This window comes from Pseudomonas sp. 910_23 (assembly GCF_052850795.1).
Genome location: NZ_VXCZ01000008.1, coordinates 58,006 through 78,019 on the forward strand (window position 1 = coordinate 58,006; position 20,014 = coordinate 78,019).

18 protein-coding genes are annotated in these 20,014 nt (G+C 59.6%); 8 read left to right on the forward strand and 10 right to left on the reverse strand.

Translation table 11 applies throughout. The features are described 5' to 3' along the window. Positions 1–229: 229 nt before the first annotated feature. Both FW800_RS11820 and FW800_RS11825 read right to left on the reverse strand, forming a co-directional pair. Positions 230–868, reverse strand: coding sequence for a peroxiredoxin (locus FW800_RS11820; RefSeq protein WP_003195267.1), 639 nt, complete (start codon positions 866–868; stop codon positions 230–232). 282 nt (positions 869–1,150) lie between these two features. After that, on the reverse strand, positions 1,151–2,476 hold the full coding sequence (locus FW800_RS11825) for an OprD family outer membrane porin (protein ID WP_446437687.1): 1,326 nt from the start codon (positions 2,474–2,476) through the stop codon (positions 1,151–1,153). Positions 2,477–2,846: 370 nt separating this feature from the next. Between FW800_RS11825 and tauA the strand changes: the two genes are divergently transcribed. Beyond that, positions 2,847–3,833: a taurine ABC transporter substrate-binding protein gene (gene tauA, locus FW800_RS11830; RefSeq protein WP_446437688.1), complete on the forward strand. Its 987-nt coding sequence runs from the start codon at positions 2,847–2,849 to the stop codon at positions 3,831–3,833. Positions 3,834–3,950: 117 nt separating this feature from the next. Here tauA and argA read toward each other — a convergent pair whose 3' ends face one another. Beyond that, positions 3,951–5,249, reverse strand: coding sequence for an amino-acid N-acetyltransferase (gene argA / locus FW800_RS11835; protein WP_005792368.1), 1,299 nt, complete (start codon positions 5,247–5,249; stop codon positions 3,951–3,953). Positions 5,250–5,382: 133 nt separating this feature from the next. After that, positions 5,383–6,531 (reverse strand): acetylornithine deacetylase, encoded by a 1,149-nt coding sequence (gene argE, locus FW800_RS11840; RefSeq protein WP_446437689.1) that lies wholly within the window; start codon positions 6,529–6,531, stop codon positions 5,383–5,385. A gap of 158 nt (positions 6,532–6,689) precedes the next feature. Between argE and FW800_RS11845 the strand changes: the two genes are divergently transcribed. Continuing rightward, positions 6,690–8,057 carry a CYTH domain-containing protein gene (locus tag FW800_RS11845; RefSeq protein WP_005792371.1) on the forward strand — a complete coding sequence of 456 codons (1,368 nt, stop codon included), beginning with the start codon at positions 6,690–6,692 and terminating at the stop codon, positions 8,055–8,057. A gap of 70 nt (positions 8,058–8,127) precedes the next feature. Here the strand turns inward: FW800_RS11845 and FW800_RS11850 are convergent, their stop codons facing one another. After that, positions 8,128–8,598 (reverse strand): Lrp/AsnC family transcriptional regulator, encoded by a 471-nt coding sequence (locus FW800_RS11850; protein WP_005792372.1) that lies wholly within the window; start codon positions 8,596–8,598, stop codon positions 8,128–8,130. A gap of 127 nt (positions 8,599–8,725) precedes the next feature. On the opposite strand from FW800_RS11850, the gene FW800_RS11855 reads away from it, so the two are divergent. The 6 genes from FW800_RS11855 (at position 8,726) to FW800_RS11880 (ending at position 13,985) form a co-directional block, all read left to right on the forward strand. Continuing rightward, on the forward strand, positions 8,726–9,064 hold the full coding sequence (locus tag FW800_RS11855) for a hypothetical protein (RefSeq protein WP_446437690.1): 339 nt from the start codon (positions 8,726–8,728) through the stop codon (positions 9,062–9,064). 82 nt (positions 9,065–9,146) lie between these two features. Further along, positions 9,147–10,841: a GspE/PulE family protein gene (locus FW800_RS11860; RefSeq protein WP_446437691.1), complete on the forward strand. Its 1,695-nt coding sequence runs from the start codon at positions 9,147–9,149 to the stop codon at positions 10,839–10,841. Between the two features lie 76 nt (positions 10,842–10,917). Further along, positions 10,918–11,838, forward strand: coding sequence for an SPFH domain-containing protein (locus FW800_RS11865; RefSeq protein WP_003195285.1), 921 nt, complete (start codon positions 10,918–10,920; stop codon positions 11,836–11,838). A gap of 10 nt (positions 11,839–11,848) precedes the next feature. Further along, on the forward strand, positions 11,849–12,295 hold the full coding sequence (locus FW800_RS11870; RefSeq protein WP_446437692.1) for an NfeD family protein: 447 nt from the start codon (positions 11,849–11,851) through the stop codon (positions 12,293–12,295). 68 nt (positions 12,296–12,363) lie between these two features. Continuing rightward, positions 12,364–12,678 carry a DUF2388 domain-containing protein gene (locus FW800_RS11875; protein WP_135290698.1) on the forward strand — a complete coding sequence of 105 codons (315 nt, stop codon included), beginning with the start codon at positions 12,364–12,366 and terminating at the stop codon, positions 12,676–12,678. 164 nt (positions 12,679–12,842) lie between these two features. After that, positions 12,843–13,985 (forward strand): DegT/DnrJ/EryC1/StrS family aminotransferase, encoded by a 1,143-nt coding sequence (locus tag FW800_RS11880; protein ID WP_446437693.1) that lies wholly within the window; start codon positions 12,843–12,845, stop codon positions 13,983–13,985. A gap of 144 nt (positions 13,986–14,129) precedes the next feature. Here FW800_RS11880 and gcvH read toward each other — a convergent pair whose 3' ends face one another. The 5 genes from gcvH to FW800_RS11905 all read right to left on the reverse strand — a co-directional run bounded on the left by gcvH (position 14,130) and on the right by FW800_RS11905 (position 19,967). Further along, complete coding sequence (gene gcvH, locus FW800_RS11885; protein WP_446437694.1) at positions 14,130–14,513, reverse strand: glycine cleavage system protein GcvH; 384 nt, start codon at positions 14,511–14,513, stop codon at positions 14,130–14,132. A 53-nt stretch (positions 14,514–14,566) separates the two neighbouring features. Further along, on the reverse strand, positions 14,567–15,649 hold the full coding sequence (gene gcvT / locus FW800_RS11890) for a glycine cleavage system aminomethyltransferase GcvT (protein WP_005792381.1): 1,083 nt from the start codon (positions 15,647–15,649) through the stop codon (positions 14,567–14,569). Positions 15,650–15,805: 156 nt separating this feature from the next. Then, positions 15,806–17,422, reverse strand: a complete 1,617-nt coding sequence (locus tag FW800_RS11895) for an ABC transporter permease (RefSeq protein WP_446437695.1) — start codon at positions 17,420–17,422, stop codon at positions 15,806–15,808. 162 nt (positions 17,423–17,584) lie between these two features. After that, positions 17,585–18,589 carry an extracellular solute-binding protein gene (locus tag FW800_RS11900; RefSeq protein WP_078822595.1) on the reverse strand — a complete coding sequence of 335 codons (1,005 nt, stop codon included), beginning with the start codon at positions 18,587–18,589 and terminating at the stop codon, positions 17,585–17,587. A 160-nt stretch (positions 18,590–18,749) separates the two neighbouring features. Beyond that, entirely contained in the window at positions 18,750–19,967 is a 1,218-nt protein-coding gene (locus FW800_RS11905) for a 2-octaprenyl-3-methyl-6-methoxy-1,4-benzoquinol hydroxylase (protein ID WP_446437753.1), read from the reverse strand. Positions 19,968–20,014: the final 47 nt, after the last annotated feature.

The window sequence follows — 20,014 nt, forward strand, 5'->3', positions numbered from 1 at the left end:
ATAAATCTTATTTATTCATTTGTTTATTCCATAAATACATAAGCGCTTAACCAATCGCCAGGCGAAAAAAAAGGCCGTCGAAACGGCCTGAAAACCCCTGCTGTGTGAGACGGTTTGCAACTTGATGCCTTTGCTGCTCATGAGGCCGCCATCGCGGGCAAGCCCGGCTCCCACAGGGGAATGCGGTCAACTGTGGGAGCCGGGCTTGCCCGCGATGGCGATATCCGCCTTAACGATTGGGTTGTGGGGTGAGGCGCAGATAGGGCTTCACGGCGCGGTAGCCCTTTGGAAAGCGCTTCTTGATCTCTTCCTCGTCCTTGAGCGACGGCACGATCACCACCTCATCCCCATCCTGCCAGTTGGCGGGCGTGGCGACCTTGTGGTTGTCGGTCAGTTGCAGCGAGTCGATCACCCGCAGGATTTCATGGAAGTTGCGCCCGGTGCTGGCTGGGTAGGTGATGGTCAGACGGATCTTCTTGTTCGGGTCGATCACGAACAAAGAGCGCACGGTGAGGGTGTCACTGGCGTTGGGGTGGATCAGGTCGTAGAGGTCCGAGACCTTGCGGTCGGCGTCGGCCAGGATCGGGAAGTTGACCACGGTGTTCTGGGTCTCATTGATGTCTTCGATCCACTTGTGATGCGAGTCCACCGGGTCTACCGATAGGGCGATGGCCTTGACGCCACGTTTTGCGAATTCGTCCTTGAGCTTGGCGGTGAAGCCCAGCTCGGTGGTGCACACCGGAGTGAAGTCTGCCGGGTGGGAAAACAACACACCCCAGCTGTCGCCCAGCCATTCGTGGAAGCGAATCTTGCCGGCGCTGGAATCCTGTTCGAAGTCGGGGGCGATGTCGCCCAGTCTTAGGCTCATGGTGTGGCTCCTGATGAGTGCTTATGGAGCCCACTGTGCATGGGTTTGAGATTATTTAAAAAGAATAAATATCGATTTATTTAGACGATAAACGAATATTAAAAACCTGTTCATTGGACTTCTCTACTGGCGAGGATCAACATCCACTCCAAGGTTCGAGAAGGCCTTGAGACGCTGTACAAAGAGGAAATCAGGAAGGGCTTGCGGGGGTTGAGCCCGACTTGAGAAAGTGCAAAAAAAACCTCGCGCAAGCGCGAGGTTTTTCAACAAATTACCTTAGTGTTACAGGAAGCTATAGGTGTAGTTGAAGATCAGACGGGTCTGATCCTGGTCCTGGATACCAGTGCCGCTGCCGCGATAAGCACCGTGACGCAGTGTGGTGCCGAAGCCCTTCAGCGCACCTTGCTGAATGGTGTAGTCGATACGCATATCGCGTTCCCACTCGGACTGATCACTGCCGCCGTTTTTGGCTTTGATGTTGTCACCATGCAGGTAGGCGATCGAGGTTCTCAGACCCGGAACACCTAGCGCAGCAAAATCATACGAGTATTGGCCGAAGGTGGTATTTTCACCGGCGCGGACAAAGGAGTTGATCATGCTGTCGGTGAACAGATAGAAGCTCGAGCCGCCGGCACCTTCGTTACGTCCATTACCGTCTACAACGCTACCTTGGTTCAGCCAGACAAAACCACCGTCATCGCTGACGCGTTGATGGCCGAGCAGGAAGGCATTGCCACCCAAGGTGTAGGTGAACATGGCACTCCAGGTCTTGTTATCAACCTCGCCATTGTTCTTCGCATAGCCACCGTTGTTGTTGAACGCATACCCAGTCTTGCCGTTCTTGCCATCAGAACTGCTGTCGAAGTAGCGCAAGTCAGTCTTGAACGACTGCCCCTCGGTGATCGGGTAAACGTGCACCAGACCGAGGAATTGTTGCTTGTAGTAATCTTCCAGATTCGCGTAGTAGTACTGCAGGGTCAGGTCTTTGGTGACCTTCCAGTCAGCGCCACCAAAACGGAACTGGTTACTGTCTCTCGTACCACCATTGACAGCCAAGCCAGTGCTGTTGCTTGAGGCACGGCCAGTAGCATGTTCAAGTTGACCGGCATTAAAGGTCACATTGTCGATTTCTTTGGAGGTGATAGTGCCGCCTTCAAAGGTTTGTGGCAGCAGACGACCGTCGCTCGCAATGACGACCGGCAAGTTCGGCATCAGAGCACCACCCAAGTGAGCCTCTGTCTTGGAGAAGCGGGCCTTGACGTTGGCACTCGCGCTGCTCCAACTGCTGACGGCAGAGCCATCGGTATCACTTGGAACGAAGGAGTTGCTGTTTGGGTGATGGCCACGACCACCATCCAGGTGAAAACCGACCAGTGCCTGAGCGTCAATACCAAAGCCAACGACGCCTTGAGTAAAACCAGACAGGTAGTTGAACTTCAAGCCTGTGGCTGTTTCGCGCTGATCTGCGCCGCCATCACGCTGGTCGTTATCAAAATACAACGTTCGGGAACTGACGCTTGCCTTGCTGTCTTCGATGAAACCGGCAGCGCCTGCGTGCTGAGCGATTGCGCCCAGGGTCACAGCCAACGCCAAGGTGGACTTCTTCATGTAACGCTCCTCTCATTTCTAATTTTTGTATTTCTTTGGCCCCGGGTCTGACGCCCTGGATCCACAGATGCGCGATTAGCGCCAGATAGTGACTAGCAAGTCAATCGTAACCTTGTGCGTTTACTACCTTCGTCTAATCGCAGTTGATTTGGTCCCTGCAGGGTAATGAGTTTTTCATACACCCAAAAAGAATTGTTTCATTCTTTTTCATACGATTCGGGAATAAGCGGATGCGTGAAGCGGGTGGGTCGAGTGACACGAACCGCTCCATAAGCTAATTCCTAAAGGGTATTTACCAGTGCTTTTTTAGATCGATTAGTGTGGCCGTACGGTTGCATACGTCACTCACGATCAAAAAGGCGACGCCATCATGGCCAAACGCACATCCTCCCGTCAATTTGTTACAGTTTTTGTATCGGTATTACTTTCTTTTGGTGTCAGCGCGGCCGATTTGACGGTCGGCTACCAGACCGGCATCGATCCCAGCAAAGTCCCCCAAGCCGACGGCCTCTACGAAAAAACCATTGGTGAGAAAATCGCCTGGCGCCGGTTCAACAGTGGCCCGGAGGTGGTCACGGCCATTGCCTCGGGTGATGTACAAATCGGCAACCTCGGCTCCAGCCCCCTCGCCGCAGCCGCTTCGCGCAATCTACCCATCGTCGCGTTTATCGTATCGGCACAGATCAACGCTTCTGAAGCCCTGGTAGTGCGTAATGGCAGTGGCATCGACAAACCCGAAGACCTGATCGGCAAAACCATCGCCACACCCTTCGTCTCAACCTCCCATTACAGCCTGCTCGGCGCCCTGAAGCATTGGGGGCTGGACACTAAGCAAGTCAAAGTGGTGAACCTGCAACCGGCCGAAATCGCCGCCGCCTGGAAGCGCGGCGATATCGACGGCGCATTCGTGTGGTCACCGGCCCTGGGAGAAATCCGCAAGACCGGCAAAACCCTGACCGATGCGGCGCAGGTGGGCCAATGGGGCGCACCGACGTTTGAGGTGTGGGTAGCACGCAAGGATTTCGCCGAAAAACATCCTGAGGTAGTGGCCAGGTTTGCCAAGGTCACCCTCGATTCATTCGCCGACTATGCCGCGCATAAAGACAGTTGGACGGTGGATTCGGAACCGGTGCAGAAGATCGCCAAATTGACAGGCTCCAATGCCGACGATATTCCAGAGTTGCTGGCGGGCACGACGTTTCCCGATGCGCAGGCACAACAGACCGACGCGCTGCTCAAGGGCGGCACGGCGAAGGCGATTGGGGAGACGGCGAAGTTCTTGAAGGAGCAAGGCAAGGTGGAGACGGTGTTGCCGGACTATTCGGCCTATGTGACCGACAAATTCATCACAGAATAAACGCGGTCCAATGTGGGAGGGGGGCTTGCTCCCGATAGCGGTCTGTCAGTGACTTATCTGTTAACTGACCCACCGCTATCGGGAGCAAGTCGAATCGTCGCACCGCCCCTCCGACATTTACAACGCTTTCTCGAAGATCTTGGAGTTGCGCTGATAGTTGTACAGCGACGCACGCGCCGACGGCAGGCGGTCCACGCTGCTCGGCACAAAACCGCGCTCACGGAACCAGTGGGCCGTGCGCGTGGTGAGCACGAACAAGGTCTTCAACCCCTGCGCACGTGCACGGGTCTGGATGCGTTCGAGCAACACATCGCCGCGCGCGCCGTGGCGGTACTCCGGGTTCACCGCCAGGCACGCCAGCTCGCCCGCATCCGAATCCGCGATCTGATACAGCGCTGCGCACGCGATGATCATGCCTTCGCGCTCGACCACGCTGAACTGTTCGATTTCCCGCTCCAGCACTTCCCGCGAACGACGCACCAGAATGCCCTGCTCTTCCAGCGGACTGATCAGGTCCAGCAAACCGCCGACGTCTTCAATCGCCGCTTCGCGCACCAGTTCGAATTGCTCCTGGGCCACCAGCGTACCGCCGCCGTCGCGGGTGAACAGCTCGGTGAGCAAGGCACCGTCTTCGGCGTAGCTGACGATATGGCTGCGCCCTACTCCACCCCGACAGGCTTCGGCAGCGGCGTCGAGCAGCTCGGCTTGATAGTTGCTTCCCAGGCGTTGCAGGTGCGCAGGCACTTGCTGCGGGCGCAATTCACGTACCAGACGGCCGTTCTCATCGATCAGGCCGGGATCGGCGCCGAACAGCAGCAATTTGTCGGCACCCAGGTCGATGGCGGCGCGGGTGGCGACATCTTCGCAGGCCAGGTTGAAGATTTCACCGGTAGGCGAGTAGCCCAACGGCGACAACAGCACGATAGAGCGCTCGTCCAGCAGGCGGTTGATGCCTTTGCGGTCGACCCGGCGTACTTCGCCGGTGTGGTGATAGTCAACGCCCTCAAGCACGCCAATCGGGCGCGCCGTCACCAGGTTGCCGCTGGCCACGCGCAGGCGCGAGCCCTGCATGGGCGACGAGGCCATGTCCATGGACAGGCGCGCTTCGATGGCGATACGCAGATGGCCGACAGCGTCGATCACGCACTCCAGCGTCGCCGCATCGGTGATGCGCAAGCCTTCGTGGTAAGCCGGGGTCAGGCCGCGTGCTTCAAGGCGGGTTTCAATCTGCGGACGCGAACCGTGCACCAGCACCAGCCGCACGCCCAGGCTGTGGAGCAGCACCAGGTCGTGGACGATATTGCCGAAGTTGGGATGTTCCACACCGTCGCCAGGCAGCATGACCACAAAGGTGCAGTCGCGGTGGGCATTGATATAGGGCGAAGCGTGACGAAGCCAATTAACGTATTCGGGCATAACACCTGGGCCTGTAATAAAAAGCAGCCGAAAAAGGATGAGTCGCAAAAACGCACAGCGGGCTGATGGTTATCGTCGGAACAGGCTTGGCGACACGCTCGCTCTCCTTATGTACGAATGGGCAAAGGTTAATTTATGCAGGTTTCAGGCAGTAATGTTCGATCAATTCCCGCAATAGACGCACTGTAGGCGTCAAGCGTGACATTTCGAGGTACTCGCCCGGCTGGTGGGCGCAGGCGATGTCGCCGGGGCCAAGCACCAGGGTTTCACAACCAAGGCGCTGAAGATAAGGCGCTTCGGTGCCGAACGCTACTGCTTCAGCACGATGACCGGTCAACCGTTCCGCCACCCGCACCAACTCGGTGTCTTCGGGCTGCTCGAAAGGCGGCACTTCGGGGAATAGCGGCGCGTAGTCGATCTTGACCTTATGACGCTCGGCCAAGGGTTCGAGCTTCTGCCGGATCGCCGCACGCAGCACTTCAGGGTCCATGCCCGGCAAGGGTCGCAGATCGAACTCCAGGGAGCACTGGCCGCAGATGCGATTAGGGTTGTCGCCGCCGTGGATACAGCCGAAATTCATGGTCGGCTGCGGCACGCTGAATTGCGCGTTGCGGTATTCGCGCTGCCAGGCCAGGCGCAGGCCGCGCAGTTCGCCGATGGCATCGTGCATGGCTTCGAGGGCGCTGTGGCCCAGGCTTGGGTCCGACGAGTGGCCGCTGCGGCCGAGGATGTCGATGCGCTCCATCATCACGCCTTTGTGCAGGCGGATCGGCTTGAGCCCAGTTGGCTCGCCAATCACCGCCGCCCGTCCCAGCGGCCTTCCCGCCTCGGCCAGCGCACGCGCGCCGGACATGGAGCTTTCCTCGTCACAGGTGGCGAGGATCAGCAGCGGCTGCTTGAACGGCTGGTCCAGCAACGGCAACACCGCTTCAATGGCCAGGGCAAAAAATCCCTTCATGTCGCAACTGCCCAGCCCCACCCAACGGCCATCGACTTCCGTCAGCTTGAGCGGATCGGTCTTCCACAGCGCCTCATCATAAGGAACCGTATCGCTATGGCCCGCCAACACCAAGCCACCGGGGCCGCTGCCGAAACTGGCGAGCAGGTTGAACTTGCCAGGGCCGACTTGCTGGATGTCGATAGCGAAACCCAAGTCGCCCAGCCACGCGGCGAGCAGATCGATCACCGGGCGGTTGGTCTGGTCGAGAGACGCTTGGGTGCAACTCACCGACGGCGCGGCGATCAAGGCGGCGAACTGCTCTTTCATGGACGGTAACGGCATGCGCGGTCTCCCAACTTCCCGGATGAACCTCACTATAGAGGCATCTGCCCAACACAATAAACCGTTGCGGCACGTTGCCGGGCTCAGTCCTGTACACTGCACGACCTTGGCAGCCACACTTTTCCCCGGCTGCGCTCCCGATCCTGGATTTTCCGGCCATGCAGAAAGAAACCGAAATCAAGCTCCGCGTCAGCCGCGAAACACTCGCCGCGCTACGTGAGCACCCGCTACTGAAAAAACGCAACAAAAGTGGCTGGGAACGCCGTGAGTTGATGAATCAGTACTTCGACACCCCCGAGCGCGACCTGGCGCAGGCCAAGGTCGCCCTGCGCCTGCGCAAGGACGGTGACGACATCATTCAGACCCTCAAAACCCGTGGCCAAAGCGTCGCCGGCTTGTCGGAACGCAACGAGTACAACTGGGACCTGCCCAAAGCCAAGCTCGATGTGAAGAAACTCGACGGCGAGTGCTGGCCCGAGCAACTGGCCGAGTTGGACAAAAAGACCCTCAAGCCGATCTTCACCACCGACTTCGTGCGTGAACGCGCCGAAATCGCCTGGGGCCGTGGCAAGGCCAAGGTGGTGATCGAAGCCGCCCTGGACCTGGGCCATGTGGTGGTCGGCAAGCAGAAGGAAGAAATCTGCGAGCTGGAACTGGAATTGCGCGAAGGCGAACCCGCCGCCCTGCTGGAGCTGGCCGCCGAACTGGCTGCGACCCTGGCGCTGATGCCCTGTGACATCAGCAAAGCCGAGCGCGGCTACCGCCTGTATGACGCGAGCAGCTACTCATTGAGCCTGCCGGCACCGCAGATCCACGCCGAAATGCCTTTGGATGATGCTTTCGCCGCAATCATGTGGCACCTGTTGGGCAGCAGCCAGCGCCTGGCCGAGCAATACCGTTTCAACGGCCACTGGCGCTTGCTGCAGGACTGGGTCGAGAACCTGGGTGAGTTGCGCGCGCTGATCGGCAGCCTCGGCCAGGCCGCGCCGCGCCAATCCACCAGCGAACTGCGCAGCGCCCTGGATGCACTGCTGGAAGACTGGCGCCCGCTGGTCCAGGCCGGTGACGACGATGAAGACATTCGCAAAGCCGCACCGGAGCAGTTCATCGAAGAATTGCAAGATGTACGCTGGGGCCTGTTCTCACTGAATACCTCGCGCTGGCTGCTGGCCCGTACCTGGACCGCCGAGCGCAACGTGCGCGGCAACCGCCAGGGTGCTGCGCAAATCACCAACTGGCTGCCACGCTTGCTGGCCGACGACGCCGTGGCCCTGCAACTGCCGCGCTACCAGCAACAGCCCGAAGACCTCGCCGAGCAACTGCCGCGCATCGAACGCATCCAGGCCTGGCTGCACCATGCGCGCCATGTGGTAGACATTGCGGAACTGGACCGTTTGTACGGCGAGCTGAACAAGCTGGCGCAGTTGGCTAACCAGCCGATCACCGATGAATCGCTGGATGCGCGTATGCACCAGGCGATTGCGGTGTATCAGAACCGGGCCTGGAAGACCCTCCTGCGCCTGTAAAATCGCATCGGGAGCAAGCCCCCTCCCACATTGTGTGGGAGGGGGCTTGCTCCCGATGAGGCCCGCCCTGTCAGCGCAATACTGGCAGGCTGGTAGTGGACTTGATCTCCGACAACGCCACGATGGAGTTGACCTCCTGGATCCCCGGCACCATCGATAACTTCTCGAAGAAAAACCGCTCATACGCCTCGATGTCCGAAGTGACGATGCGCAGCAGAAAATCCACCGACCCCATCAGCACATAACACTCCAGCACCTCCGCAAATCCGCGAATCGCTTCGGTGAACTCAGTGAAGTTGGAGCGGCCGTGAGCGTTGAGTTTGATCTCGGCGAAAATCTGCGTGTTGAGCCCGATTTTCTTGCGGTCCAAGAGGGTGACCTGGCCCCGGATCACGCCCTCTTCCTTGAGCCGCTGAATGCGTCGCCAGCACGGAGACTGCGACAGGCCGACCTGCTCGGCGATCTGTGCGCTGGAGAGCGAGGCGTCCTCTTGCAGCAGGGCCAGAATGCGGCGATCGTAGACGTCCAACTCGCTGTGCATAGAAATACCTGTAGAGGTGTATTTTTTGAATTGATTGATTCGATAATGCGCCAATAAGGCTCATCTTAGATAAGAAATCTCCCTAGGCGAATGTGAAAATTCCTCCAGTCGATTTTGGAGAGTCAGTATGCACGCCGTCGAAACCGCCCACCCTGTCACCCGCGTCGATGCGTGGGCCGTCAACAGCGCCCACTGTCAGGCGCACTATCGGATCGTCGCCGAGGCTGAGCCCGACGTGCTGTGCCGGGTGCTGAACTACTTTGCGCTGCAGTTCCTGACGCCAGCCCACGTCAATATGAGCCGGGACGCCGACCTGCTGAATATCGATATCGTGATCGACGGCCTTAGCTGGCACCGTGCCCAAGTCATCGGTGAAAAGATTCGAAACCTGATCAGTGTCTGCGACCTGGAGTTCTGGCCGGCTGATGCCGAGCGGCCTCAGGCACTGGCGGCGACGGCGCGGTAAAAACCTGCAATACACCTGGGAACGAGGATTTCCAGCGGCTGACTAGTCTGGGATTACACCCCAAACCGCCCAGGAAACCTGCATGACCGCTGCCTCCCTCGACCACCCCTTGGAACTGCACCAATTATTGCCGGCGTTGATCGAGCAAAGGCTGATTACCGCACAGGCGGCACATAGCATTCAGGCAGCATCTTGCACTCAACATCCCCTGGAATGCATCGCAGCCCAAGGCCCTTGTCTTGAGACCCTGACCCAATGGCTGGCACAACATGCAGGTCAGCCTTACCTGCGCATCGACCCGTTGAAGATCGACGTGGCGAGCGTGGTGCCGTTGATGTCCCATGCCTTCGCCCAGCGCCACGGCATTCTTGCGGTCGCCGTGGATGCCCAAAGCGTCACGATCGCCAGCGCCCAACCGTACATCAGCGGCTGGGAAGCCGGGCTCGCTCAAGTGCTCAAACGCACCATCAAGCGCGTGGTGGCCAACCCCCGCGATATCCAGCGTTGCCTCCACGAGTTCTACCGCTTGGCCAAGTCAGTCAGCGGCGCCGATCAGAAAATGGCGATACCCGGCAACGTCGAACTGCTCAGCCTCGGCGCCAGCGACAAGGAGCCCGATGCCAATGACGCGCATATCGTCAATATCGTCGACTGGCTGTTGCAATACGCCTTTGCCCAACGGGCCAGCGATATTCATATCGAACCCTGTCGCGATCAGGGCCGGGTGCGTTTTCGCATCGACGGGCTGTTGCATGACGTCTATCAATTTCCGCCTCAGGTCACCACCGCAGTGGTCAGCCGCTTGAAAAGTCTTGGGCGAATGAATGTGGCCGAGAAACGCAAACCCCAGGATGGTCGCGTCAAGACCAGGAACCCGGCAGGCGCGGAAGTGGAATTGCGCCTTTCGACCCTGCCAACCGCGTTTGGCGAAAAGCTGGTGATGCGGATTTTTGACCCTCAGGTGCTGCTCAAGGACTTCGACCAGCTGGGCTTGTCGAGCGCCGATCAGCAGCGCTGGCACGCCATGACTCGGCAAGCCAATGGCATCATCCTGGTCACAGGCCCGACCGGCTCGGGCAAGACCAGCACCCTCTACACCACCCTCAAGCAACTGGCGACCCGAGAGGTCAACCTGTGCACGGTAGAAGACCCGATTGAAATGGTCGAGCCGGCGTTCAATCAAATGCAGGTCCAACACAATATCGACCTCACCTTTGCCAGCGGCGTCCGCGCCCTGCTGCGCCAGGACCCGGACATCATCATGATCGGTGAAATCCGTGACCGGGAAACCGCCGAGATGGCCATACAGGCCGCACTGACCGGGCACCTGGTATTCTCGACCCTGCATACCAACGATGCGCCCAGCGCCATCAGCCGACTGCAGGAGCTTGGCATTGCTCATTATTTGATCAAGGCCACACTCATAGGCGTCATGGCGCAGCGTCTGGTGAGGGTTTTGTGCACCCACTGCAAGCGTGTGACGGGTGTGGAGAACATAGGCTGCTACGAGGCCGTCGGTTGTATGGAATGCCGTGACAGCGGTTATCGAGGCCGAGCCGGGCTGTATGAAATCATGCCGTTGGACCCAGCGCTCAAGGCGCTGGTGACTCCCGGTACGGACATACAGGCGCTACGCCGTGAGGCACTCGCGCAGGGCATGAACAGCTTGCGCATGGCCGGCATCGATAAAGTGAACGCCGGCGTGACCACGATGACGGAAATATTACGGGTCACGCCTGGGGATTCAGAAACAAATCCTTTATTTGTTGGGCCGTGAAACCGTCCTTATCGGTGACCAGACCGCTACAATCGGCCCAACGTCGTTCACTGACATCTTCAGATAAGGAATCGCTATGCAGATCGGAACCGTACTGCTTCTTTTTGTGGGCTTGGCCATCGCCATCCTGTTCATGGGTTTCAAAGTGGTGCCCCAGGGCTACCAATGGACGGTCGAACGTTTCGGCCGCTATACCAACACCCTCAAGCCCGGCCTGAACATCATCATCCCGGTCATGGACCGCATCGGTCGCAAGATCAACGTGATGGAAAGCGTGCTGGATATTCCGCCCCAGGAAGTCATCACTGCCGACAACGCCACCGTGCAGATCGATGCCGTGTGCTTCTTCCAGGTGGTCAACACCGCCCAGGCGGCCTACGAGGTCAACAACCTCGAACACGCAATCCGCAACCTGCTGCAAACCAATATCCGTACCGTCCTGGGCTCCATGGAACTTGATGCCATGCTCAGCCAGCGTGATGGCATCAACGAGAAGCTGCTGCGCACCGTGGACGAAGCCACTGCGCCGTGGGGCATCAAGATCACCCGTATCGAGATCAAAGACATCAGCCCACCCGCCGACCTGATGGCCGCCATGTCCGGCCAGATGAAAGCCGAGCGAATCAAGCGTGCACAGATCCTCGAAGCCGAGGGCCTGCGTGCGTCGGCGATCCTGACGGCCGAAGGCAAGAAGCAGGCGCAGATTCTTGAAGCCGAAGGTAGCCGCCAGGCCGCGTTCCTGGAGTCCGAAGCACGTGAGCGTCAGGCCGAAGCCGAAGCTCGGGCGACACAAGTGGTGTCCGAAGCCATCGCGTCGGGCAATGTGCAGGCGGTCAACTACTTCGTCGCGCAAAAATACATCGATGCCTTGGGCAAGCTGGCGTCGGCCAACAACAGCAAGGTCATCCTGATGCCGCTGGAAGCCAGCCAGGTGATTGGCGCCGTGGGCGGCATCGGCGAAATCGTCAAGGCGACTTTCGGCAACCAGAAAGGCTGAGGCCAACACCATGTGGGACTTTTTGCTGCATTTGTCGTTCTGGGACTGGTTGGCGCTGGGCACTGTGCTGTTGATTCTTGAGGTGTTCGGCGCCGGTGGGTACCTGCTGTGGATGGGTATCGCCGCGGCCGCAGTGGGGGTGATCACGTTCCTGGTCCCGCCACTCGGGCTGGAGTGGCAACTGCTGCTGTTCGCCTTGCTGTCGATCCTGACGGCCGTGTATTGGTGGAAGCGCCAACGCAGCAGCGCCAAGGTCAGCGATCAACCGGGGTTGAACGAGCGCGGCTCCGAATTGATCGGGCGCACCTTCATGGTGCATCAGGCGATTGTGGATGGCCGGGGCAAGATTAAAGTCGGCGATGGCGTGTGGATGGTCACCGGTGCCGATGCCCCAGCAGGCGCTCAAGTACGCGTGGTTGGTCAGGATGGGGTGATTTTAGAGGTTGAAACTGTTTAGTCAGTGATGGAACTGGATCGACTTAACTACAATCAAAACGTACAGATAACCCACCGGAGTCACCCATCATGCGTCTTAAATATGCTGTCGCAACCCTCGCTGTGCTTTCCCTACCTGTCGGCTCAGCCATGGCCGATAGCTTTTGGCGTAATGTCATCTCGTCGGGCGCCACCACTGGCTCGACTTACCTGACATTCAAGGACCACAAGCTGGTAGTCGCCGCCCAGGACGACGCGGGCAGCTTCGTCGCCAGCGACGGCGGCATCCGAGGCCCGTACCTGGAAGCGGCCATGCAGAAGGTCCGCGCCGAAAACCCTGGCCTTCAGGCCACGGACATGGAACTGGCTAACGCCATCCTGGCGAAGAATGCTGTAACCGAGTAACAGCCGCACCGATAAAAAATGCCGCTTTTTCAAGCGGCATTTTTTTGCCTGCCCTATGACGAATCGTTCATAAGCGACAGGCTATATTCAGTCTTGCCGTGCAACCATGCGTTACTGACACGTTTAACATTCATCGCCTATCTTGAACGGATGCCTTCTTCGTCATGAGCCAACAGCCTTTCCTGCCGTTTTCCAAACCAACCATTGATGAAGCCACCATTTCGGCAGTCGGCGATGTCCTGCGTTCCGGCTGGATCACCAGCGGGCCAAAAGTGCAGGCGTTCGAGGCGCAGTTGTCGGAATACTTTGGCGGGCGGCCGGTGCGCACCTTCAACTCGGGCACCTGCACCATGGAGATCGCCTTGCGCATCGCCGGTATCGGGCCTGGGGATGAAGTCATCACGACACCGATTTCCTGGGTGGCCACCGCCAACGTCATCCTCGAAGTCGGCGCTACTCCAGTGTTCGCCGATATCGACCCGATTACCCGCAACATTGACCTGGCCCAGGTTGAGGCGGCAATCACCCCACGTACCAAAGCGATCATCCCGGTCTACCTGGCGGGCTTGCCCCTGGACATGCCGATGCTTTACGCGCTGGCCAACAAGTACAACCTGCGTATCGTGGAAGACGCCGCGCAAGCCTTGGGCTCCAGCTGGGACGGGGAACGCATCGGTGCAACCGGTGACTTCGTGTCGTTCAGCTTTCAGGCGAACAAGAACATCACCTCATCCGAGGGTGGCTGCCTGGTGTTGAACAACGCCGAGGAGGCTCGCCTGGCAGAGAAGTATCGCCTGCAGGGCGTGACCCGCACCGGTTTCGATGGCCTGGATGTGGATGTCCTGGGCGGCAAGTTCAATATGACCGACATCGCCGCCGCCATTGGCCTGGGGCAGTTTGCGCATATCGAGAAGATCACGGCCCACCGCCAGAACCTGGCACGCCACTACTTCCAGTGCTTTGGCAGTGACTTCGAAGAGAAATATGGCGCGCAACTGCCGCCGGCGGATTTCGAGAACAGCAACTGGCACCTGTTCCAACTGGTGTTGCCGGAGCGCCAGGACGGCTTGCCTGCTCGCGCAACGTTCATGGAGCAGATGCAGGCCCACGGCGTTGGCATTGGCTATCACTACCCGCCGATCCACTTGCTGAGCCTGTATCGGGCACAGGGTTTCAAGGAAGGCATGTTCCCGGTGGCGGAGCGTGTTGGGCGTTTGATCGTGTCGTTGCCGATGTTTACGGCGATGACAGAGGCGGATGTGGAGCGGGCTGTAGCGGCGGTTAAAGCGGTACTGAAAAAAGACTGAACACAACCAGCAGGCACACCCCAATCAACTGTGGGAGCTGGCTTGCCTGCGATGCGGGCACCTCGGTGTATCGGTGATACACGGGTGATCCAATCGCAGGCAAGCCAGCTCCCACATTGATGTGTGCTGTTGCAGCTATTGCGTTTACTCGCCGATGGCGGCTTTGTAGCCGGCGGCATCCAGCAGTTTGTCCAGTTCAGCCTTGTCGCTTGGCTTGAGCTTGAAGATCCAGGCGCCGTAAGGGTCAGAGTTCAGCAGCTCAGGGCTGCCACTCAGCTCTTCGTTGACAGCAATCACTTCGCCAGCAACCGGCGAGTAGATATCCGAAGCGGCTTTCACCGACTCAACCACACCCGCCTGGCCTTGCGCTGCAAAATTGGCACCCACCTCTGCCAACTCAACAAACACCACATCACCCAAAGCTTCCTGTGCATGGTCGGAGATGCCGACAGTCACGGTGCCATCAGCTTCCAGACGGGCCCATTCGTGACTTTCGGCAAAACGCAGGTCGGCAGGGATATTGCTCATAGTCTGTGTCCTCAAGAAGAAATGTCAGCGGCCATTGGCCTGCCGGAAAATAGTTAGATCAAGGTTTTACCATGGCGTACGAAGGTCGGCTTGACCACTCGAACCGGGTACCACTTGCCGCGGATTTCCACTTCGGCCCGGTCGGCAGTCGCCGCCGGTACGCGCGCCAGGGCAATGGATTTGCTTAGCGTAGGCGAGAAACTACCACTGGTGATCTCTCCTTCGCCAACATTGGCGATACGAACCACCTGGTGAGCGCGTAAAACTCCACGCTCTTCCAGCACCAGCCCGACCAATTTGAACTGCACACCGGCCGCCTTTTCCGCTTCCAGCGCGGCACGACCGATAAAATTGCGTCCGGCAGGTTCCCAGGCAATGCTCCAGGCCATATTGGCCGCGAGGGGCGATACCTGCTGATGGATATCCTGGCCGTACAGGTTCATGCCGGCCTCCAGGCGCAAGGTATCGCGAGCGCCGAGGCCGATAGGTGAAATGCCCGCCCCCACCAGATCGTTGAAAAAACCCGGTGCCTGGTCGGCGGGCAGGACAATTTCCAGGCCGTCTTCGCCGGTGTAGCCGGTACGGGCGATAAACCAGTCGCCGTCGGCATGGCCTTCGAACGGCTTGAGCTGGTGGATCAGGATGCCACGGGACTGAGTCACCAGTTCGGCGATCTTATGCCGGGCGTGGGGCCCTTGGATGGCAAGCATGGCCAATTCGGACCGCTCATGCAGCTGCACCTGGTAATCGCCCAGTTGCGCCTGCATCCAGGCCATATCCTGATCGCGGGTGGCGGCATTGACCACCAGCCGGTAACCGGTTTCCGTGCGGTAGACGATCATATCGTCCACCACTCCGCCTTGCTCGTTGAGCATGGCGCTGTACAGCGCACGGCCGCAGCCGTGCAATCGATCGACGTCATTGGCCAGCAAGTGCTGAAGCCATTCCTTGGCCTGAGGGCCGGTGACATCGATTACGGTCATATGAGATACATCGAACACCCCACAGTCGCGCCGCACCTGATGGTGTTCTTCAACCTGCGAGCCGTAATGCAAAGGCATATCCCAACCGCCAAAATCGACCATTTTCGCGCCGAGGGCGAGATGCAGGTCATACAAAGGCGTACGCTGTCCCATGGGTTTCTCCTTCCGGGCTTGGCGAAGGTGCGCAGAGCTGCCACTTGCGCCGAACACCTTGATTTACAAGGCCCGCAGCCACATACAGCAGGTCGATCCGAAAGACGGAGCGCACCGAATGCCGCGCATTGTAGCCTCATGCCGTAGGACTGGCACCTAACCGATTTGCCGAGCAGAGCGACGGATCAGCCCGATGACCGGCAACAACCCGACCAGCACCAGGGTCAACGCCGGCAAAGAAGCCCGCGCCCATTCACCTTCACTGGTCATCTCGAAGATCCGTACCGCCAGCGTGTCCCAGCCAAACGGGCGCATCAGCAATGTCGCGGGCATTTCCTTGAGTACATCCACGAACACCAGCAGCGCCGCGCTCAAGGTGCCGGGCAACAACAACGGCAGATACACTTTGCAAAACAGTCGTGGACCGCTCACCCCAAGGCTGCGTGCAGCTTCGGGCAATGACGGACGAATGCGCGCCAGGCTGTTTTCCAAAGGCCCGTAGGCCACTGCCAGGAACCGTACCAGGTAAGCCAGCACCAATGCCGACAGGCTGCCCAACAGCAAGGGCCTGCCCGCGCCGCCCAGCCAGCCGGACAGTGGCACCACCAGCTCGCGGTCCAGGTAGCTGAACGCCAACATGATCGACACCGCCAGCACCGAGCCCGGCAAGGCATAACCGACATTGGCCAGGCTGATACCGGAGCGAATCGCCCGGGTCGGCGCCAGGCGGTTGGCAAAGGCCAGGATCATCGCCACGCTGACCGTAATCAGCGCGGCAATACCGCCCAGGTAGAGGGTGTGGACGATCAGGCCCGTATAGCGCTCATCCAGGTCGAAGCGCCCGCGCTGCCAGAACCAGGCCACCAGTTGCAGCATCGGGATCACAAACGCACAGGCAAATACCAGGCCGCACCAGGCGCTCGCCGCCACGGCCTTGAGCCCGTGCAGCTGGTACAACGCCTTGCCGCGTGGCCGCTCATTGCTCGGCCGGCTGGCCCCGCGCGCGCGCCGCTCGCCATACAGCACCAACATCACAACCAGCAGCAACAGGCTGGCCAGTTGCGCGGCGCTGGAAAGGCTGAAAAAGCCATACCAGGTTTTGTAGATAGCCGTGGTGAAGGTGTCGAAATTGAACACCGAGACGGCGCCAAAATCTGCCAGGGTCTCCATCAACGCCAGGGCCACACCGGCACCAATCGCTGGTCGCGCCATCGGCAACGCCACGCGCCAGAATGCTTGCCATGGCGATTGCCCCAATACCCGCGCCGCTTCCATCAAGCCTTTGCCCTGGGCCAGGAACGCAGAACGTGCAAGCAGGTAAACGTAGGGATAGAACACCAGCACCAACACGATGATCACGCCGCTGGTGGAGCGCACTCGCGGCAAACGCAGCCCATTGCCGAACCATTCGCGCAGCAGGGTTTGCACGGGCCCTGCAAAATCCAGCAGACCGACGAACACGAAGGCCAGCACATAAGCCGGGATCGCAAAGGGCAGCATCAGCGCCCAATCGAGCCAACGTCGCCCGGGGAATTCGCAGAGGCTGGTCAGCCAGGCCAGGCTCACGCCCAGCAGCGTCACACCAATACCGACGCCGAGTACCAGGGTCAGGGTGTTGCCCAGCAAGCGCGGCATCTGGGTGTCCCAGAGGTGGGACCAGATCTGGTGGTCGATGCTTTGCCAGGACAGCAGCAGCACGCTCAGCGGCAGCAGCACCAGGGCGGCGACGGTGAAGACCGGCAGGTACCAGCGGCGTTGGGCGGGGTGGGCCAAGGAAAAGCTCTCTATAGAACAGACTATTCGAAGACAAACACAAAACAATGTGGGAGGGGGCTTGCTCCCGATAGCGGAGTGCCAGTCAATGATGATTAGACTGATACCCCGCTATCGGGGGCAAGCCCCCTCCCACATTTAGATCTGTGGCAATTTACACATTCAGTTCCAGCCAGCGCGATCCATCAGGCGAATGGCTTCAGCCTGGCGCTTGCCCGCCACTTCTACCGGTAAGGTATCGGCCACGAACTTGCCCCAGCTCGCCACTTCCGCCGATGGCGGTACCGCCGGGTTGGCCGGGAACTCCTGGTTCACGTCGGCAAAGATTTTCTGCGCCTCAGGCGTGGTCATCCACTCCACCAGCGCCTTGGCTGCTTGCGGGTGCGGCGCGTGCTTGGTCAGGCCGATGCCCGACAGGTTCACATGCACGCCACGGTCGCCCTGGTTCGGCCAGAACAGTTTCACCGCCAGATCCGGCTTCTGCTTGTGCAGGCGGCCGTAGTAGTAGGTGTTGACGATACCCACGTCGCACTGTCCGGCATTGATGGCTTCCAGCACGGCGATGTCATCGGAGAACACGTCGGTGGACAGGTTGTTGACCCAGCCCTTGACGATCTCTTCGGTCTTGGCCGCGCCATGGGTTTCGATCAACGTGGCGGTCAGTGACTGGTTGTAGACTTTTTTCGCGGTACGCAGGCACAGGCGGCCTTCCCATTGCTTGTCTGCCAGGGCTTCGTAGGTGGTCAGTTCGCCCGGTTTCACCCGCTCGGTGGAATAGGCGATAGTGCGCGCACGCAGGCTCAAGCCGGTCCAGGCGTGGGCCGATGAGCGATATTGCAACGGGATATTCTTGTCGATCACAGCGGAAGTGAACGGTTGCAGGATGCCCATTTGCTCGGCCTGCCAGAGGTTGCCGGCGTCGACGGTGAGCAGCAGATCGGCGGTGGCGTTCTCGCCCTCGGCCTTGATGCGCTGCATCAGCGGCGCTTCCTTGTCGGTGATGAACTTGACCTGCACCCCGGTCTTCTTGGTGTAGGCATCGAATACCGGCTTGATCAGCTCATCGATGCGCGAGGAGTAGACCACGACTTCGTCGGCTGCCTGCACGGTGGTGCTGCCGATCAGGGTGAGTGCCAGGGCAGTCAGGAGGCGCTTGGGTGCCAACATGGGTGCGGTCTCTCATTTGCAAATTGAGAGCAAATGATAAGGACTCACATTTAGTAACGCTCGGCGGAGGCGTTACCAGATGTTGCACAGCCCGAATATGCGCGAGGGTTGAGGGCCTCATCGGGGGCAAGCCCCCTCCCACAGGGGACTGTGTTTCAATTCAGGGTTTAGCGAGTTCTGGTAGATCGCCAGTCAAACCTAGCGCTTGGCGCACAAACACTGCCTTGGCTTCGGGCATCTGGTCGACGATTTTCAGGCCGGCATTACGCAGCCAGCGCAGCGGCAGTTGATCCGCCTGGAACAAGCGCTCAAAGCCTTCCATTGCCGCCATCAACGCCAGGTTGTGAGGCATGCGCCGCCGCTCGTAACGACTCAGGACCTTAACATCTGCCAGGCGCTCGCCGCGCTCGGTGGCCGCCAACAACACCTCGGCCAATACCGCCGCATCAAGAAAGCCCAGGTTCACGCCCTGCCCCGCCAACGGGTGAATAACGTGGGCAGCATCACCGATCAGTGCCAGGCCTTCGGCCACGTAGCGTTTGGCATGGCGCTGGCGTAACGGCACGCAAACTCGCGGGTCGGCACTGACCACAGTGCCCAGGCGCCCTTCGAAGGCGCGCTCCAGCTCCCGGCAGAAGCGTTCATCATCCAGGGCCATCAGGCGCTCGGATTCAGCCGGCGTGGTCGACCAGACAATCGAACACCAATCTTCCTGCCCATCCCGTACCAGCGGCAGGAACGCCAGCGGGCCGGTATCGGTAAAGCGTTGCCAGGCCGTGCGCTGGTGCGGCTGGCTGCTGCGCACGCTGGTGACGATCGCGTTATGCAGGTAATCCCACTCGCGGGTCGGGGTGCCGGTCAGGCGGCGTACTGCGGAGTTGGCGCCATCGGCGGCCACCACCAGCGGCGCACGCAATTTGCGCCCGTCAGCCAGGGTCAACAGCCAGTCATCGCCGGAGCGGCGCATCTGCTCAAGGCGCGCATTGGCCAGCAGGCCGAGGTCGCAGTCGTGCAAGCGCTCCAGCAAGGCATCCTGCACTACGCGGTTTTCGACGATATGCCCGAGCACCTCGGCATGCACGCTGGCTGCCGAAAAGTGAATCTGCCCGGTACCGCTGCCGTCCCACACCTGCATCTCGCCGTAAGGGCTGGCGCGACGCGCGACGATACCGTCCCATACGCCCAGACGTTCAAGGATGCGCTGGCTGGCAGCGGACAACGCGCTCACCCGCGGTTCAAATGCCGCATCCGGCTCGAACGGTTTGACGCTTAGCGGGCTGCCGTCGAGCAGCAGCACCTGCAAGCCGCTGCCCTGCAATGCCAGCGCCAGGGCGCTTCCGACCATTCCGGCCCCGACAATCAGCACATCTGCGCGCATGTCCATGCTTTAAGCCTTGTCTCGTGTGCGGCACAGGCCGCCAATAA

Bases quoted from the DNA above. Each gene is read 5' to 3' on its own strand.
- FW800_RS11820 (WP_003195267.1), bottom strand. From the start codon at position 868: ATGAGCCTAAGACTGGGCGACATCGCCCCCGACTTCGAACAGGATTCC.
- FW800_RS11825 (WP_446437687.1), bottom strand. From the start codon at position 2,476: ATGAAGAAGTCCACCTTGGCGTTGGCTGTGACCCTGGGCGCAATCGCT.
- tauA (WP_446437688.1), top strand. From the start codon at position 2,847: ATGGCCAAACGCACATCCTCCCGTCAATTTGTTACAGTTTTTGTATCG.
- argA (WP_005792368.1), bottom strand. From the start codon at position 5,249: ATGCCCGAATACGTTAATTGGCTTCGTCACGCTTCGCCCTATATCAAT.
- argE (WP_446437689.1), bottom strand. From the start codon at position 6,531: ATGCCGTTACCGTCCATGAAAGAGCAGTTCGCCGCCTTGATCGCCGCG.
- FW800_RS11845 (WP_005792371.1), top strand. From the start codon at position 6,690: ATGCAGAAAGAAACCGAAATCAAGCTCCGCGTCAGCCGCGAAACACTC.
- FW800_RS11850 (WP_005792372.1), bottom strand. From the start codon at position 8,598: ATGCACAGCGAGTTGGACGTCTACGATCGCCGCATTCTGGCCCTGCTG.
- FW800_RS11855 (WP_446437690.1), top strand. From the start codon at position 8,726: ATGCACGCCGTCGAAACCGCCCACCCTGTCACCCGCGTCGATGCGTGG.
- FW800_RS11860 (WP_446437691.1), top strand. From the start codon at position 9,147: ATGACCGCTGCCTCCCTCGACCACCCCTTGGAACTGCACCAATTATTG.
- FW800_RS11865 (WP_003195285.1), top strand. From the start codon at position 10,918: ATGCAGATCGGAACCGTACTGCTTCTTTTTGTGGGCTTGGCCATCGCC.
- FW800_RS11870 (WP_446437692.1), top strand. From the start codon at position 11,849: ATGTGGGACTTTTTGCTGCATTTGTCGTTCTGGGACTGGTTGGCGCTG.
- FW800_RS11875 (WP_135290698.1), top strand. From the start codon at position 12,364: ATGCGTCTTAAATATGCTGTCGCAACCCTCGCTGTGCTTTCCCTACCT.
- FW800_RS11880 (WP_446437693.1), top strand. From the start codon at position 12,843: ATGAGCCAACAGCCTTTCCTGCCGTTTTCCAAACCAACCATTGATGAA.
- gcvH (WP_446437694.1), bottom strand. From the start codon at position 14,513: ATGAGCAATATCCCTGCCGACCTGCGTTTTGCCGAAAGTCACGAATGG.
- gcvT (WP_005792381.1), bottom strand. From the start codon at position 15,649: ATGGGACAGCGTACGCCTTTGTATGACCTGCATCTCGCCCTCGGCGCG.
- FW800_RS11900 (WP_078822595.1), bottom strand. From the start codon at position 18,589: ATGTTGGCACCCAAGCGCCTCCTGACTGCCCTGGCACTCACCCTGATC.
- FW800_RS11905 (WP_446437753.1), bottom strand. From the start codon at position 19,967: ATGCGCGCAGATGTGCTGATTGTCGGGGCCGGAATGGTCGGAAGCGCC.